The organism is uncultured Roseobacter sp., assembly GCF_947501835.1.
Lineage (GTDB): Bacteria > Pseudomonadota > Alphaproteobacteria > Rhodobacterales > Rhodobacteraceae > Roseobacter.
On record NZ_CANMXR010000003.1, the window covers coordinates 348,073 to 363,049 of the forward strand.

Sequence of the window (14,977 nt, forward strand, 5' to 3'; positions counted from 1 at the left end):
CCGTTTCTCTCCCTGCGTGCAGGCTAGGACTCTAATTCGTCAAGCGCAACCGTCGCTCTTGCCCTTCGGCGGGCTCTGGGATGATAAAGGGCGCAGAGAAATCCGGGACAAGCCGATCGGAGCAGACACCCATGGCCACAAAAACCGACATCGCGCGGCAGTTTATCGAAGCCATCCCGCACAGCAAATCATTGGGCATGCGCCTGACGGACATGGGGGAAGGTGTCGCAACCATCGAAATGCCCTATGACGAAAAACTGGTGGGCGATCCGGAAACCGGGGTGATTCATGGCGGCGCCGTGTCGGCGCTGATGGATACCTGCTGTGGTGCTGCGGTGATGAGCCACCCGGCAAATCCCGGCGGTACCGCGACGATCGATCTGCGCATCGACTACATGCGGGCTGCAAAGCCGGGTCAGGCGATCACGGCGCGCGCCACCTGCTATCATGTGACACGCACGGTTGCCTTTGTCCGGGCGACGGCGACGGATGCCGATACCGACAACCCGGTGGCGGCGGCGACGGGCGCCTTTACCGTGGAGGGGGCGCGATGAAGGCGCCGCGGCGCCCACCGGAGCCGGTTCAGGTGATCAAACAGCGCCGCGATGCGACCTTACGGGCGCTGGTCGAAGGCGTGCCCTATATTCAGTATCTCGGCATGCAGTTTGAGCGTAAGGGCGATGAGTTGACCGGTGTTCTGCCGTTCGATCAGAAACTGATCGGCAATCCGATGCTGCCGGCGATCCATGGCGGCGTCACTGCGGCATTTCTGGAGGTCACCGCGATCATCACTCTGAGCTGGACCTACCTGTGGGAGGATGTGGAATCGGGGGCGATCAACACGGAATCTCTCGAAAACGGTGGCTTGCCCAGATTGCCCAAGACCATCGATATCTCGACCGATTACCTGCGTTCCGGCCTGCCGCGGGACGCCTATGCGCGGGCGCGGATCAACCGGTCCGGGCGGCGGTATGCGTCGGTGCATGTCGAAGCCTGGCAGGACAATCGCAGCCGGCTTTTTGCACAGGCAACCGGGCATTTCCTGATGCCCCAACGCCGTGACTGACACGGCAACCACGCCCCAGGCAGCGGTGACGCATCGGCGTGTCCTGAAAATCGCCCTACCCATCGTCTTGTCCAACGCCACGGTGCCCATTCTGGGGGCGGTGGATGTCGGTGTCGTGGGTCAAATGGGCGAGGCGGCCCCCATTGGCGCGGTTGGGCTGGGCGCGATCATCCTGTCGACCGTCTACTGGATTTTCGGGTTCCTGCGCATGGGCACGGTTGGCCTTGTGGGCCAGGCCGAAGGGGCAGGGGACAAGGCCGAGGTTTCCGCCTGGCTGACCCGGGCCCTGCTGGTGGCGCTGGCGGGCGGGATAACATTGATCGTGCTCCAGCCGCTGATCTTCTGGGGCGCTTTGCGGCTGGCACCGGCCAGCGATGAGGTTGAAAGCCTCGCGCGGACCTATCTGACGATCCGCATCTGGACGGCGCCTGCTGCCATTGCGGTCTATGCGCTGACCGGCTGGCTGGTCGCGATGGAGCGCACAGGCGGCGTGTTCTGGGTCCAGTTGGTCATGAACGGCACCAATATCCTGCTTGATCTGCTGTTTGTGCTGGTCTTTGACTGGGGTGTGCCCGGTGTGGCCATTGCCACCGTGATCGCGGAACTGACGGGTGCCGCGCTTGGCTTGTGGTTCTGTCGGAGCGCCTTTCGCAGACCTGATTGGCGCGACTGGCCGCGCATTTTCGACCGCGCAAAGTTGATCCGGATGGCGCTGCTGAACACCGATATCCTGCTGCGCTCGGCGATGCTGATGATCATCTTTTCGTCCTTTGTCTTCATCGGCGCAAAGTTCGGCGATGTGACGCTGGCGGCAAATGAGGTGCTGGTACAGTTCATGTACATCACCGCTTATGCCATGGACGGGTTTGCCTTTGCGGCGGAGACGCTGATTGCGCGCGCTATCGGGCGGGGAGATCGTGCCTATGTGCGCCGAAGCGCTGTGCTCACATCGACCTGGGGCCTTGTGATTTGCGTCACGACCGCGGCGGCCTTCGCGCTATCAGGTGGATGGATCATCGATCTGATGGCCAAGGACCCGGAGGTGCAGGCCACCGCGCGGGTGTTCCTGCCTTACATGGTCTTGGCCCCGTTGGTCGGATGCGCGGCCTGGATGCTGGATGGTATTTTCATCGGGGCGACGCGCAGCCGGGACATGCGAAACATGATGGCGCTCAGTTTCGTGATTTATTGGGTGGCCATTTTGGTGTTGCTGCCCCTGCTCGGAAACCACGGGCTGTGGCTAGCGTTGCTGATTTCCTTCATCGCGCGGGGTGTTACGCTGGGCTTGCGGTATCCGGCGCTGGAGGCCTCGGCAGAGAAAACCTGACCGTCAGAGCCATTCGCCGCGGCGGCTGCCCACAGCCTCCTGCACGGAGGCAAACCCGTCGCGCGCCAGCAGTTTGTCGAGGCCTTGCGCGATCTCGCTGACCAGCGACAGCCCACCAAACACCAGCGCTGTGTAAAGTTGCACGGCGGATGCGCCCGCGCAGATTTTGGCGTAGGCCTGCTCTGCCGATCCAACGCCGCCGACACCGACAATTGGAATATCTGTCTGGGCGGCAAGCTGCGCCAGGACCCGCGTGGATCGCTCAAAAAGCGGCTGGCCGGACAACCCGCCTGCTTCGGACGCATGGGTGCTGCGCAGACCGTTCCGCGACAGCGTTGTGTTGGTTGCGATGAGTGCATCGACGCGAGCGTCCCGCGCAACCGTCGCGATATCGGCGATTTCATCAGTGCTCAGATCGGGCGCGATTTTCAGGAACACGGGCGTGGTGCCACGCACCTGCATCACGCCGTCCAGCAATCCTGCCAGCGCCGCTGGCCCCTGTAAATCGCGTAGTTTTTCGGTGTTGGGAGAGGAGACATTGACCGTCGCGAAATCGACGGCGCTACCCAGATGCGCCATGACCTTGGCAAAATCCGCGGCACGGTCTTCGCTGGTCTTGTTGGCGCCAAGGTTGATGCCCACCGGCACCGAGGATGACGCCGCGCCAAGCCGCGCGCCAATGGCCGTCATCCCGTCGTTGTTGAAGCCAAAGCGGTTGATGGCGGCAACATCCTCTGTCAGCCGGAACAAACGTGGCTTGGGATTGCCGGGCTGCGGCAGCGGTGTCGCAGCGCCCACTTCAAGAAACCCGAAACCGGCTTGCGACAGGGGCGCAATCGCCTGCGCGTTCTTGTCGAAACCCGCGGCAAGGCCGATGGGGTTGGGCAGGGCCATGCCTGCCAGTCGTGTTTTCAAACGGTCCGAGGTGATCGGGCCGGGTGCCGGTGCCAGGCCGTTTTGCAACGCCCGGATCGCTAGCGCATGGGCGTTTTCGGGATCGATCTGGCGCAACGCGCGCAGACCGATCTGTTCAAGAAGCTTTTTCATCGCCGCTGTGCGTTCACGCGCTGGCCTCTTCCAGACCTGCGGGGAATTCATGTGCGCCATCTTTCAAAGGCAAAGGTTGCGCCCAGACCACATCGGCTATTTCCAGATCCCGGTAGAGATGCGGGAACAACTGATCGCCCCGCGACACTTCCCATTTCAGGGCGTCGCCCAGACGGTCCGTGTCAACGGCAAGCAGCATCAGATCGTCTGCGCCAGCGAAATGTTTCGCAGCGGTTTCCGCAGCTTGCGACGCGGTTGAGAAATGCACATAGCCGTCCGCCACATCAATAGGCGCCCCGGCCGTTGTGCCGTTTGCACGCAGATCGGCCCATTCGGAGGCCCGGAAAATCTTGTAAATCATCATGGCGCTTCTGATGCCTTGCAGCACCCGTGGGGTCAAGGCCTCCATCACCTTGGTATTTTCCGTGCCTGACGCAAAGGCAAGCCGCTCCAGATGCTTTGACAGTTGTTTCGGCACTCGCCACGATGGCGGCAGAGTCCAAACGAGGAAAAACCCATGAAACGATTCCTGACAGCGAGCGCCGCCCTTGCCCTGACCAGTGGCATGGCAGCGGCTGAATACAATCTGACCATCCTGCACACCAATGATTTCCACGCGCGGTTCGAGCCGATCAGCAAATATGACAGCGGCTGTTCTGCGGAAGATGATGCAGCGGGCGAATGCTTCGGCGGCTCCGCGCGTTTGGTTACCGCCATCGCGGAGGCGCGCGCGCGGTCCGACAACGCCATTCTTGTCGACGGGGGCGACCAGTTCCAGGGCACGCTCTTCTATACCTATTACAAGGGCACGCTGGCCGCCGAAATGATGAACAAACTGGGGTATGACGGCATGACCGTGGGCAACCACGAATTTGACGACGGCCCGGAAGTGCTGCGCGGGTTCATGGATGCGGTGAACTTCCCGGTGCTGATGTCGAACGCGGATGTTTCGCGCGAACCTTTGCTGGCGGACAAGCTGGCCAAGTCCACTGTGATCGAACGGGGTGGCGAAAAAATCGGCCTCATCGGTCTGACGCCGGAGGACACGGATGAACTGGCCTCCCCGGGCGACAACATCACCTTTTCCGATCCCGTTGCGGCGGTGCAAGGTGAGGTGGACAGGCTGACAGCAGAGGGTGTGAACAAGATCATCGTGCTGAGCCATTCCGGCTACCGGACCGACCAGCGCGTTGCGGCGGAAACCTCTGGCGTTGATGTGATCGTCGGCGGCCATTCAAATTCACTGCTCTCAAACACCAATGACAGAGCGGAAGGTCCCTATCCGACGATGGTCGGCGATACCGCCATCGTGCAGGCCTATGCCTACGGCAAGTTTCTGGGCGAATTGAACGTCACCTTTGACGACGACGGCACTCTCACCGAAGCCAAGGGTGAGCCGATCCTGATTGACGGACAGGTTACCAAAGATGCAGCGACCGCAGCGCGGATTGCAGAGGCTGCCAAACCGCTGGAAGAAATCCGCAACAAGGTTGTGGCCGAAACTGCTGCGGAAATAGTGGGCGTGCGGGAGGATTGCCGCGCCCGTGAATGCGCGATGGGCAACTTGATCGCCGATGCGATGCTGGCGCGGGTGAAGGACCAGGGGGTGCAGATCGCGATCCAGAACGGTGGCGGCATCCGCGCGAGCATCGACGCGGGTAAGGTGACCATGGGCGAGGTGCTGACCGTCCTGCCGTTCCAGAACACGCTCAGCACCTTCGAGGTGACCGGTGAGACCATCATCGCCGCGCTCGAAAACGGCGTCAGTCAGCACGAGGAAGGCGCCGGCCGTTTCCCGCAGGTGGCGGGTATGAGCTTTGCCTTTGACGTGTCCAAACCGGCGGGCAGCCGCATCAGCGATGTGATGGTCGGCGGCGCGGCGATTGATCCGGCCAAGGTCTATGCCGTGGTGTCCAACAACTACGTACGCAATGGCGGCGATGGCTATGACATGTTCAAGACAGCGGCCAATGCCTATGATTTCGGGCCCGATCTGGCGGATGTCACAGCGGAATTCCTCGCAGAACACGGCCCCTATACGCCCTACACGGATGGTCGCATTTCAGCGAAGTAGCGCCTTCTGACAACCGCGAACGCGCCCGGATCCAGCTCGGGCGCGTTTTTTGTGCCCGGACCTCTGGATACCCACGGATTGAGCGATTACGGTCCGCGGATGTGCGGCCGTTTTGTCATCACCCAACCCAGCGATGCGATGACGCAACTCTTCGACGCCCAGCCAGACAATGATCTGCCTGACGTGCCGAATTACAATGTATGTCCGACCAATCAGATCCATGTCGTTTCAAAGTCCGAGGGCGGAGCGCGACGGCTGACGCAAATGCGGTGGGGGTTCCTGCCGACGTGGTACAAGACAACAAACGCCGGTCCCCTGCTGATCAACGCGCGATCTGAGACCATCGCGCACAAACCTGCGTTCAGAGAGGCTGTCCGCGCCCGGCGCGCTCTGGTCGCTGTCACCGGGTTTTACGAATGGACGAAAACGCCCGAGGGCCAGCGCAACCCCTGGTACATCTCACGTGCGGACGGGGCGGCGATTGTGATGGCCGCCGTTTGGCAGGATTGGACAAGCCCGGAGGGTGATGTGCTGCGCAGCTGCGCTTTGGTCACAACCGGTGCAAATGCGCCGATGTCGACAATTCACCACAGGATGCCCGTGATATTGCAGCAAAAGGACTGGCCGTTGTGGCTGGGAGAGGCGGGCCATGGGGCGGCGGTGCTGATGCGGGCGGCACCCGACGACGCGTTGCGGATGCACCGCGTGAAGCGTGACGTGAATTCAAATCGCGCCTCGGGTGCGGCGCTTATCCACGAGCTCATTGATGACGACGATGTTGCAGCACAAGCCATGGTGGGCCGATAGCGTGTCAGTCCGGCAGGGGCGCGCGGATCAGATCCAGCCGTCCTTCGATCAAGCTGTTGGTCCAGCCGTGAAAACGGCCTGCCATGGCCTGCCTGATTTCGAGAGTGACTTCGGCACCATCGGCGATCATGTCCGTTGACCAAATCCCTTCTGAACTTCCGACCGTATGCTTGCTGCCGCTGGCGTTCACAAAACGCACGGTGTCACCCATCTCGACGCTGATGAGATCGGGAAAATATGCGGATTGAAGTATCATGACGATATGTTCGTCAGCACGCACCTGATCCGCCGTGAATGAGACCGATCCAAAGAGTAACAAGGCAACTGGTAAAGCAGATTTGAGCAGCAAATCAATAACATCCTTAGACCGGTCCCACCCAATCGGCAGATGCCTTTGAACTAAATTTGAAATAAGGCTGAAAATGGCCCGACCAATGGCGCGGGAACGGCAATGCGCCCGCGCACAGAGTGTTTCTGAAAGCGGCACAATATGTTGAAATTAATTAATTTTCTCTCGCTGGTTGTGGTGGGGGATTCAAAAACCGTTACCTGCTAAGGGTTTACCGTTTGCGTGGCCAGCCAGTTGCAAAATGAGGTCAGCGCACTGCGCTCTTCCCGGTCTTCGGGCCAGACCAGATAGTAGCTGCCGATGCTTTCGGAGGTGCGTTGTGAGGCCAGCACCAACTGCCCGTCCGCCAGATAGGGTTCTGCAAAAAATGTCGGCAGTAGCGCGATGCCAAGGCCGTGAATCGCGGCCTGTGCCATGGTGGAAAACTGATCAAAGACCATGCCCGGTGGCACGTCGGCATCCAACCCCAGCGCGCGCATCCAGCGTACCCAACCGCGTGGTCGCGTGTCGAGATGCAGAAGGTCATGGCCGAGGATTTCATGTGGATCCGTGAGCGGCGTCGGGATCAGCGATGGCGCGCACACCGGCACAACAATTTCGGGCAGCAGTGGCAGGTAACGAACCCCTGGCCAGTCTTCGCGCCCGAAATGGATGGCGGCGTCGAAGGTCGAGGTGCGAAAATCGAAAGGGGCCAGCCGCGTCGACAGGTTTACCGTCACTTCCGGGTGCCGCCGCGCGAAATCCCGCAGTCGTGGTGCCAGCCAATGCATCCCAAAGGCAGGCAGAATGGCGAGGTTCAGGGTGCCGCCTTCGGTATTTGTGCGTGCGGAGATTGTCGCCCGACCCAGCCGCTGCAATATCGCGCGGACTTCGCGCACATATTCATGTCCCGTTTGGGTCAGCACGAAACCCCGACCCTCGCGCCGCAGCAGAACCACGCCAAGCTGATCTTCGAGCGCTTTGAGCTGCCTGCTGATCGCGCTTTGCGTCAAGGACAGTTCGGCGGCGGCATGTGTGGCGCTGCCCAGCCGTGCCACGGCTTCAAAGGCGATCAGCGCGGAGATCGACGGTAAGTAGCGGCGCGGGACAGACATATGAGTTTTTCTTATGATTTGTAGAACAAAGCATCGTTAGTCTTTTGGCCCTGAATTTGCAATAATGGCACAAAGACCGGCCCGGTCGCTGCCGCATCGAAAGGACATCACATGAACGTTGAAAGCCCTATTCTGAAAGCCAAGGACGCGCCCGATCTTGGCGCTTTTGAATGGTCTGATCCCTTTCGCCTGTCCGAGCAGTTGCAGGAAGATGAGCGTATGATCCAGGCCTCCGCGCAGGCCTATGCGCAGGAAAAACTGCAACCCCGCGTCATTGAGGCCTTTGCCGACGAAGTCACCGATCCATCCATTTTCCGCGAAATGGGGGAGATGGGGTTGCTTGGCGTGACCTGCCCGGAGGAATACGGCGGGCTGGGTGGCTCCTACGTGTCCTACGGTCTGGTCGCGCGTGAGGTTGAGCGGGTTGATTCCGGCTATCGGTCAATGATGTCGGTGCAATCCAGTCTCGTGATCTATCCGATTTACGCATATGGGTCAGAGGCACAACGCCAGAAATATCTGCCCAAGCTCTGTTCGGGTGAGTGGATCGGGTGTTTCGGCCTGACCGAACCTGACGCTGGGTCCGATCCCGCGGGTATGACGACGCGAGCGGAAAAAACAGCGACAGGGTATAAGATCACCGGGTCGAAAATGTGGATTTCAAACGCACCGATCGCGGATGTTTTTGTGATCTGGGCGAAATCTGAAGACCATGGCGGGAAAATCCGTGGATTTGTGCTGGAAAAGGGCATGGCGGGTCTGAGCGCGCCCAAGGTGGGCAATAAGCTCTCGCTGCGGGCGTCGATCACGGGTGAAATCGTGATGGACGGTGTCGAAGTAAGCGACGAGGCGCTCTTGCCAAATGTTCAGGGGCTGAAAGGACCCTTTGGGTGTTTGAACCGGGCACGCTATGGCATCAGTTGGGGGGCGATGGGCGCTGCCGAATTCTGCTGGCACGCAGCACGTCAATACGGGCTGGACCGTCATCAGTTTGGCAAGCCGCTGGCGGGCACCCAGCTTTTCCAGAAGAAGCTTGCCGATATGATGACCGAAATATCATTGGGCCTTCAAGGCGCGTTGCAGGTGGGGCGGTTGATGGATCAGGCCAAGGCCGCGCCCGAGATGGTGAGCATCGTCAAGCGCAACAATTGCGGCAAGGCACTGGATATTGCCCGCATGTCCCGCGACATGCATGGCGGCAACGGCATCAGCGGCGAATTTCAGGTGATCCGGCACATGATGAACTTGGAAACGGTGAACACTTATGAGGGTACCCATGACATTCACGCGTTGATCCTCGGGCGGGCGCAGACCGGGCTCCAGGCCTTTTTCTGATGGTTCAGATTTAGGGGGGCGCTTGCGCAGGGGATGCCAGTTCATTCGAGCGGGCAATCAGGTCGACGCCCATTTGGTGCATCAGATGCATGTAGTCGAGCAGCACCCAGTTTTCCGCGATCTTGCCATCGGCACATCGGTAGAAATCCATGACGCGCAGCGTCAGGGCGCGACCGGTCGGCGCGATACCCAGATAGTCGCCGCGATGGGTCATTGTCATGGATGGCCAGCCCGACACCGCAGCATAATTGCCGTGGCCGATCCGGCAGTAGTGATTGCCGCCCTTTCGGTCGGGGAACGCCGTCAGGAACGGCGCGCGGTGATCCCTGACGAACCCCTCCCAGCGGTAATTCGACCCGATGCCGCCGGGTCCGTACCACAACATGTCCTCTGCCCAATACCCATCCTGACCGGTCTGGCCTATCGAGCCGCCGGTATGCGGATCATAGTGGTGCAGATCGCCCAGCATGGCCTCCACCAGATCAAGGCTCGCAGCGCCATTCGACCCTTCGGGCAAGACCCCATCTTGGGTTGCCGGCCCCGGAAACAAGGTCTCCAGGCCTAGCTTGCCGCCAAAAGGATCACGGCCCGCCTGACGCATGAGATCTGGTAAATCGAGGATGATTCGCGCCTGGGTTATCTTGCCGTTTTCGATCCTGTAGAATTCGCCTGACCGTAAAAACGCCAGTTTTTGCGATGGTATGATGCCCATAAATGCGCCACTGAAGGTGCCCAGATAATGCGTGACGCAGGTGATCCAATCGCCGCCTTCGGTGCGTCGATTGGCACCGCTGATGAAAATTTCGTCACGCCGCCGTGTGTGTTGTAACGCCCCGCGCAAAGGTTTCAGGAAACCGTCGATTATGGCCTTCGGACCTTGCAGGGGCTCAAAGGGATATGAGATTTCGAAGACACAGCCGGGATGCAAAAACCGGGCACAAAGCGGTTGCAGGGCTGAGTCATCCGCGCGGATCACGGTGTTTAAAAAATCGCGAATTTCAGACGTGGTATTTTGCATTGCTTAATCCCTGAGCGGCGCTCATTCGGTTTTGCACACGTGTGCAAAAAACTCTTGCCAAGTGAGGGCGGGAATGTCTAGCGTCGATAAAAGCCTGCAAAAGGCAGGTCTGCGACAGCGGGGACATCATGGCTGAAATTCAACTGCGGAACATCAACAAAAGATGGGGCAGCTTCGTCGGCGTCGATAACTTTGACCTGACGATTGCGGATCAGGAATTCCTCGTGCTGCTCGGCCCATCAGGGTGCGGCAAGACGACGACAATGCGCATGATCGCAGGTCTAGAGGATGCAACCGATGGCGAGATCATCATCGATGGCAAGGTGGTGAACGACCTGGACCCCAAAGATCGCGATGTGGCAATGGTGTTCCAGTCCTACGGCCTTTATCCCAATATGAATGTCTACGAGAACATCCGCTTTCCGCTGAAGGTGCGTAAGGTGCCCGAGGAGGAACATGATACGCGTGTCCGTCGGGCCTCCGCGATGGTCGAATTGGACGACTTCCTGCACCGAAAACCGGCAGAACTTTCAGGGGGGCAACGCCAACGGGTGGCACTCGCCCGCGCCATCGTGCGCGAGCCCAATGTCTTCCTGATGGACGAGCCGCTGTCAAATTTGGATGCAAAACTGCGCGTCTCGACCCGGGCGCAGATCAAGAACCTCAGCCATGAGCTCAAGGTGACTACCGTCTATGTAACCCATGATCAGATTGAAGCGATGACGCTTGCGGACCGTGTTGTTGTGATGAAACAGGGCAAGGTCCAGCAGGTCGGTACGCCCACCGATATCTATGATCACCCCGCCAATACATTTGTCGCCAGCTTCATCGGAAGCCCGGCGATGAACCTGATGGATGGCGCGCTGAGCGATGGCACGTTCTCGGGCGACAACGTGTCCATTTCCGGCCTGTCTGGTGCGGAGGGTGCCGTCACGCTGGGGTTTCGGGCCGAGGACGCGACATTGGCCGAAGGCAGCAGCGGTGAGATCACCGCGCCCATCTACACCATCGAATTGCTTGGTGACGCGACCATGCTGACGGTGCGGGCAGGCGGGCAACTCGTCTCCGTCAAGGCAAACAAGGAATACCGGGCGGAGATCGGGGACATGGTTTCGTTCAATGTCCCGACAGCGATTTGCCATTTGTTTGACAAGGACACCGGGGCACGGATCGACGCGGGCAACAAAGACAGCGGGACGCGCATCGACGTCGCTTGAATAAATACGCCCCTGAAGGGGCCAACCAAAGGGTGCAGCCTTGCAAGATGCACCCGAAGCCAACTGCAACAGGGAGTTTGCATATGTTTTTGAAGAAAATTGCACTGGCGGGGGCGATCTCGTTGATGGGCAGCGCTGCTTTTGCGGCCTGTTCCTACGAGAATACAACGCCGATCAAGTCGCTGACGGCCGGTTTTGAAGCCTGGAAAGCCGTGACCGACGCCATGGCGGAATGCGGAAACTTTCAGGCCGAGTTGGATCAGGAATTCCGCACAAAGCAGCCTGCTGCCTTTGAGGCCAATCCATCGCTCTACCAGATCGGTGGTGTCTCCAACGGGACAATCACGCCGCTGATCAACGCGGGCACAATTCGCCCCCTGGACGATCTGGTCGCCAAATATGGTCAGAACCTGACCCCGAACCAGCTGATCCGCATCAACGGCAAGATCATGGCCGTGGCGATGATGGTGAACACCCAGCACCTGATGTACCGGTCGGACATTCTGGCGGATCTGGGCATTGAAACGCCCACAACCTGGGACGAAGTTTACGCCGCCGCCGAGAAGATCAAGGAAGCCGGTGTTGTGGATTATCCCTTAGGGGCCACCATGAAATCCGGTTGGAACCTGGCGCAGGAATTCGTGAACATGTACCCCGGACACGGCGGTCAGTTCTTCAACGATGATAACACCACTGCAGTGAATTCCGATGCGGGTGTGGCCGCACTAGAGACGATGAAAAAGGCGCTGGCCTTCACGGATCCAGAGGTGTTGGTCAGCGACTCAACCTACGTGCAACAGCAGTTCCAACAGGGCAAAATCGCGATGGCGAACCTGTGGTCGAGCCGCGCAGGCGCGATGAACGATCCGGCGGAAAGCCAGGTGGTGGGCAAGGTCGCGATGGCAGCTGCCCCCAAAGCGGTTGCTGATGGCGCACCAGCCACGACCCTGTGGTGGGATGGCATCGTGATTGCCAAGAACATCTCTGATGAAGAAGCGGATGCGGCGTTCCGTCTGGCGATGGAAGGTCTGGACGCGGAGACTGTACAGGGAGCCAATGATGCGGCGATCTGGCTTGTGAACGGCTATCTGCCAACGGAGATCGCCGAGGGCGCGATTGCCACCGCAACCGCCGCACCAGCACCACCCGCCTATCCCTCCACGACACAGATGGGCCTGCTGCACACTGCGCTGGGCAATGAGCTTCCTGCTTTCCTGACCGGTGATCGCGACGCCGCAGCCACGCTGACGGCAATCGAAGAGGCCTATACCACCTCTGCCAAAGAGGCCGGTGTGCTCAAGTAATCCATCGGGGTTGGCGGCGTTCGCGCGGCCAGCCCCGACCAACGGCGTGTTTTGCAAAGCGCTTCGACCAGGGGCTTTGCAAAACGCACCAGAAACATTCGCAATCTGTGCTGCCGTGAGGAGAGTGCCATGAAGTTCAAGACATTTGCCGCCTTTGTTGGCCCATCCGTCTTTATGATGCTTCTGTTTATCGCGGCACCTTTGGTCAGCGTTTTCATCCAGAGCTTTCAGGTCACGCAACCCATATTGCAGCAGGTCGAGGTGGAAACCTGTACGCCCGGATTCCTGACGCAGACCTGTGTGACGGAAACCAAGACGGTACCGGTACTGGATGACGCTGGCAAAACCATGACCGAAACCCGGTGGGTCGGTTTGCAAAGCTACCGCAACGTTTTGCAGATGGATAAGTTTTGGGAGGCCGTTGGCAACGGCAGCTGGAATGACATCATGCAGATCGATTTCTGGAAAGCGCTGCGATTTACCCTGTCGTTTACCCTGTTGACCCTACCTTTGGTGATTGGTGTCGGGCTGGCCATTGCGCTTGCAGTCAACAACGCCACCCGCTCGATCCGCGGGCCCATCATCTTCATCTCCCTCCTGCCGTTCATCATCACTCCGGTGATCGGCTCGTTGTCGATCTACTGGCTTTTCGTGGGCGATGGCATCCTGACCGCCATGATGGAGCGGTGGACCGGTACCAACATCTCCATGTTCGCGCAGGCCTGGACCATCGAGCTGCTGATGTATTTCTACCGGGTCTGGCACGTGGCGCCCTTTGCCTTCGTGATCTTCTATGCCGGGCTGCAAACGGTGAATATGGACACGCTGGAATCCGCCGTGATCGATGGGGCCAGCCGCTGGGAGCGTCTGCGCCATGTGATTGTGCCGCACCTGATGCCGCTCATCGTCTTTATCGCGCTCATCCATCTGATGGATTGCTACCGTGTCTTCGAGGAAATCGTCGGGTTCCGCAGCCAGGCGCATGTCATCTCGCTGCAATGGCTGACCTATGACTTCATGACGCCGGATGATGCTGGCAACCGCGCGATCTCGCGGGCCTCCGCCTCCGCCATGCTCACCATGATCGGGATCGTGTTCCTCTTGATCCTGCCGCTGCGCCGCACCTGGCGTGACCACAAAGGGAGCGCGCACTGATGTCTACCCCCAAAGCCATGCAGCAGTCCTTTGCACTGCGCTTCTCCTCCGGTGCTTTCCTCGCCTTTTGGTGCTTGCTTGCCGCCTTCCCGATCTTCTGGATCGCGGTCATGAGCTTCAAATCCCCCGTCGACGCCTTCGCCGACAGCGCATGGGATGTCATCACAGGCCCCGCCACGCGCGCAAATGGCGATGGCTTGTCGATCATCGACATCGCTTTGGGGCTGGCAGTGCTCTATTTCGCCATCCGCTGGGCCTTCACGCGCTTGCCGGGGCTGGTGCAGAGATACTGCCCGCCTGGGTTGCTCGTGCTGGGGTGGATCATCGGCGCGCTGGCCTATGCCATCCTGTTTGTCCTTATCTTCTTCGGGGTGCTGCCGCTGGTGCTGGGCGTGCTCAACAGCCTCCTTGGTCCACTGGGCAACCCGGTGCTGGGCCTTACGACCCAGCACTACGTGGCTGTCTGGGCCGAAAACGAATTCTACCGCAACTTCCTCAACTCCATGCTGGTCACCGCAGGCGTGGTCACCATCTCGCTGACCGTCGGCACACTCGCGGGCTATGGGCTCGCGCGGTCGGGCTCCGACCTGGCGTTCTGGTTGTTGATCCTGGCGCTGGTTTTCCGCGCGTTGCCACACTCGGTGCTGGTCGCGGGCTACCTGCCGGTCTTCATCAACTCCTCCGAAATTTTACGACCGATCTTCGGCGAAGGCGCCCCCACGCTCTATGGCCAGCCCTGGGCGGTGATTGCCGTGCTGGTGTCGATCAACCAGCCGTTTACGATCTGGATGCTACGCTCCTTCTTCCAGAACATCCCCGCCGAACTTGACGAGGCCGCCCGCGTCGATGGCTGCAGCCATTTCCAGGCCTTCCGCCGGGTGATCATGCCGGTGATGTGGCCCGGTGTCATCACCACCGGGCTCTTCTCCTTCCTCTTGGGTTACAATGACTTCCTTGTCACGTCGCTGCTACTCGATGCGCAGAACCAGACGATGGTTCCGGCCATCGCGGGCTATTTCAACCGCGAAACCACAACCACCGACCAGGTCGAAGCTGTGGCCGCTGCCGTCTCCATCACCGCGCCGCTCTTCCTTCTGGTCATGGTTTTCCAGCGCCAGATTGTCAGCGGGTTGACTGCAGGAGCCGTCAAAGGATGACCCTGATTTCCGTTAATCCCAATATGT

Annotated in this window: 15 protein-coding genes; 10 read left to right on the top strand and 5 right to left on the bottom strand. The window is 59.7% G+C overall.

The window, feature by feature from the left end:
- The first annotated feature begins 131 nt into the window (after positions 1–131).
- From Q1A20_RS08465 to Q1A20_RS08475, 3 genes are read left to right on the top strand one after another with little or no spacing between them, the layout of a single operon-like run.
- Entirely contained in the window at positions 132–554 is a 423-nt protein-coding gene (locus tag Q1A20_RS08465; protein WP_299402889.1) for a PaaI family thioesterase, read from the top strand.
- Positions 551–1,066: a PaaI family thioesterase gene (locus tag Q1A20_RS08470; RefSeq protein WP_299738123.1), complete on the top strand. Its 516-nt coding sequence runs from the start codon at positions 551–553 to the stop codon at positions 1,064–1,066. Before Q1A20_RS08465 ends, Q1A20_RS08470 begins: the two co-directional genes overlap by 4 nt.
- Positions 1,059–2,393: an MATE family efflux transporter gene (locus Q1A20_RS08475; protein WP_299916740.1), complete on the top strand. Its 1,335-nt coding sequence runs from the start codon at positions 1,059–1,061 to the stop codon at positions 2,391–2,393. The genes Q1A20_RS08470 and Q1A20_RS08475 overlap by 8 nt, the downstream gene beginning before the upstream one ends.
- A gap of 3 nt (positions 2,394–2,396) precedes the next feature.
- On the opposite strand, the gene Q1A20_RS08480 is transcribed toward Q1A20_RS08475, so the two are convergent.
- Together Q1A20_RS08480 and Q1A20_RS08485 are read right to left on the bottom strand one after the other, a co-directional pair.
- Positions 2,397–3,440: a quinone-dependent dihydroorotate dehydrogenase gene (locus tag Q1A20_RS08480; RefSeq protein WP_299916741.1), complete on the bottom strand. Its 1,044-nt coding sequence runs from the start codon at positions 3,438–3,440 to the stop codon at positions 2,397–2,399.
- A 13-nt stretch (positions 3,441–3,453) separates the two neighbouring features.
- Positions 3,454–3,804, bottom strand: coding sequence for a DUF952 domain-containing protein (locus Q1A20_RS08485; protein WP_299403239.1), 351 nt, complete (start codon positions 3,802–3,804; stop codon positions 3,454–3,456).
- Positions 3,805–3,957: 153 nt separating this feature from the next.
- On the opposite strand from Q1A20_RS08485, the gene Q1A20_RS08490 reads away from it, so the two are divergent.
- Both Q1A20_RS08490 and Q1A20_RS08495 read left to right on the top strand, forming a co-directional pair.
- Positions 3,958–5,514: a bifunctional UDP-sugar hydrolase/5'-nucleotidase gene (locus Q1A20_RS08490; RefSeq protein WP_299402896.1), complete on the top strand. Its 1,557-nt coding sequence runs from the start codon at positions 3,958–3,960 to the stop codon at positions 5,512–5,514.
- A 99-nt stretch (positions 5,515–5,613) separates the two neighbouring features.
- Complete coding sequence (locus tag Q1A20_RS08495) at positions 5,614–6,321, top strand: SOS response-associated peptidase (protein WP_299402898.1); 708 nt, start codon at positions 5,614–5,616, stop codon at positions 6,319–6,321.
- 4 nt (positions 6,322–6,325) lie between these two features.
- Here the strand turns inward: Q1A20_RS08495 and Q1A20_RS08500 are convergent, their stop codons facing one another.
- Together Q1A20_RS08500 and Q1A20_RS08505 are read right to left on the bottom strand one after the other, a co-directional pair.
- Positions 6,326–6,808, bottom strand: coding sequence for a hypothetical protein (locus Q1A20_RS08500; RefSeq protein WP_299402900.1), 483 nt, complete (start codon positions 6,806–6,808; stop codon positions 6,326–6,328).
- A 65-nt stretch (positions 6,809–6,873) separates the two neighbouring features.
- Positions 6,874–7,764 carry a LysR substrate-binding domain-containing protein gene (locus Q1A20_RS08505; RefSeq protein WP_299402902.1) on the bottom strand — a complete coding sequence of 297 codons (891 nt, stop codon included), beginning with the start codon at positions 7,762–7,764 and terminating at the stop codon, positions 6,874–6,876.
- Positions 7,765–7,875: 111 nt separating this feature from the next.
- Between Q1A20_RS08505 and Q1A20_RS08510 the strand changes: the two genes are divergently transcribed.
- Positions 7,876–9,099, top strand: coding sequence for an acyl-CoA dehydrogenase (locus tag Q1A20_RS08510; RefSeq protein WP_299402903.1), 1,224 nt, complete (start codon positions 7,876–7,878; stop codon positions 9,097–9,099).
- Between the two features lie 10 nt (positions 9,100–9,109).
- Here Q1A20_RS08510 and Q1A20_RS08515 read toward each other — a convergent pair whose 3' ends face one another.
- On the bottom strand, positions 9,110–10,117 hold the full coding sequence (locus tag Q1A20_RS08515) for an ester cyclase (RefSeq protein ID WP_299402905.1): 1,008 nt from the start codon (positions 10,115–10,117) through the stop codon (positions 9,110–9,112).
- Positions 10,118–10,245: 128 nt separating this feature from the next.
- On the opposite strand from Q1A20_RS08515, the gene Q1A20_RS08520 reads away from it, so the two are divergent.
- From Q1A20_RS08520 to Q1A20_RS08535, 4 genes are all read left to right on the top strand, one after another.
- Positions 10,246–11,334: an ABC transporter ATP-binding protein gene (locus Q1A20_RS08520; protein WP_299402907.1), complete on the top strand. Its 1,089-nt coding sequence runs from the start codon at positions 10,246–10,248 to the stop codon at positions 11,332–11,334.
- A gap of 83 nt (positions 11,335–11,417) precedes the next feature.
- Positions 11,418–12,638, top strand: coding sequence for an extracellular solute-binding protein (locus Q1A20_RS08525; RefSeq protein ID WP_299916742.1), 1,221 nt, complete (start codon positions 11,418–11,420; stop codon positions 12,636–12,638).
- 129 nt (positions 12,639–12,767) lie between these two features.
- Positions 12,768–13,793 carry a carbohydrate ABC transporter permease gene (locus Q1A20_RS08530; RefSeq protein WP_298973766.1) on the top strand — a complete coding sequence of 342 codons (1,026 nt, stop codon included), beginning with the start codon at positions 12,768–12,770 and terminating at the stop codon, positions 13,791–13,793.
- Positions 13,793–14,950 (top strand): carbohydrate ABC transporter permease, encoded by a 1,158-nt coding sequence (locus Q1A20_RS08535; protein ID WP_298973764.1) that lies wholly within the window; start codon positions 13,793–13,795, stop codon positions 14,948–14,950. Before Q1A20_RS08530 ends, Q1A20_RS08535 begins: the two co-directional genes overlap by 1 nt.
- Positions 14,951–14,977: the final 27 nt, after the last annotated feature.

Coding starts and splice junctions, on each gene's coding strand:
- Q1A20_RS08465 (WP_299402889.1), top strand. CDS start 132: ATGGCCACAAAAACCGACATCGCGCGGCAGTTTATCGAAGCCATCCCG.
- Q1A20_RS08470 (WP_299738123.1), top strand. CDS start 551: ATGAAGGCGCCGCGGCGCCCACCGGAGCCGGTTCAGGTGATCAAACAG.
- Q1A20_RS08480 (WP_299916741.1), bottom strand. CDS start 3,440: ATGAAAAAGCTTCTTGAACAGATCGGTCTGCGCGCGTTGCGCCAGATC.
- Q1A20_RS08485 (WP_299403239.1), bottom strand. CDS start 3,804: ATGATGATTTACAAGATTTTCCGGGCCTCCGAATGGGCCGATCTGCGT.
- Q1A20_RS08490 (WP_299402896.1), top strand. CDS start 3,958: ATGAAACGATTCCTGACAGCGAGCGCCGCCCTTGCCCTGACCAGTGGC.
- Q1A20_RS08495 (WP_299402898.1), top strand. CDS start 5,614: ATGTGCGGCCGTTTTGTCATCACCCAACCCAGCGATGCGATGACGCAA.
- Q1A20_RS08505 (WP_299402902.1), bottom strand. CDS start 7,764: ATGTCTGTCCCGCGCCGCTACTTACCGTCGATCTCCGCGCTGATCGCC.
- Q1A20_RS08510 (WP_299402903.1), top strand. CDS start 7,876: ATGAACGTTGAAAGCCCTATTCTGAAAGCCAAGGACGCGCCCGATCTT.
- Q1A20_RS08515 (WP_299402905.1), bottom strand. CDS start 10,117: ATGCAAAATACCACGTCTGAAATTCGCGATTTTTTAAACACCGTGATC.
- Q1A20_RS08520 (WP_299402907.1), top strand. CDS start 10,246: ATGGCTGAAATTCAACTGCGGAACATCAACAAAAGATGGGGCAGCTTC.
- Q1A20_RS08525 (WP_299916742.1), top strand. CDS start 11,418: ATGTTTTTGAAGAAAATTGCACTGGCGGGGGCGATCTCGTTGATGGGC.
- Q1A20_RS08530 (WP_298973766.1), top strand. CDS start 12,768: ATGAAGTTCAAGACATTTGCCGCCTTTGTTGGCCCATCCGTCTTTATG.
- Q1A20_RS08535 (WP_298973764.1), top strand. CDS start 13,793: ATGTCTACCCCCAAAGCCATGCAGCAGTCCTTTGCACTGCGCTTCTCC.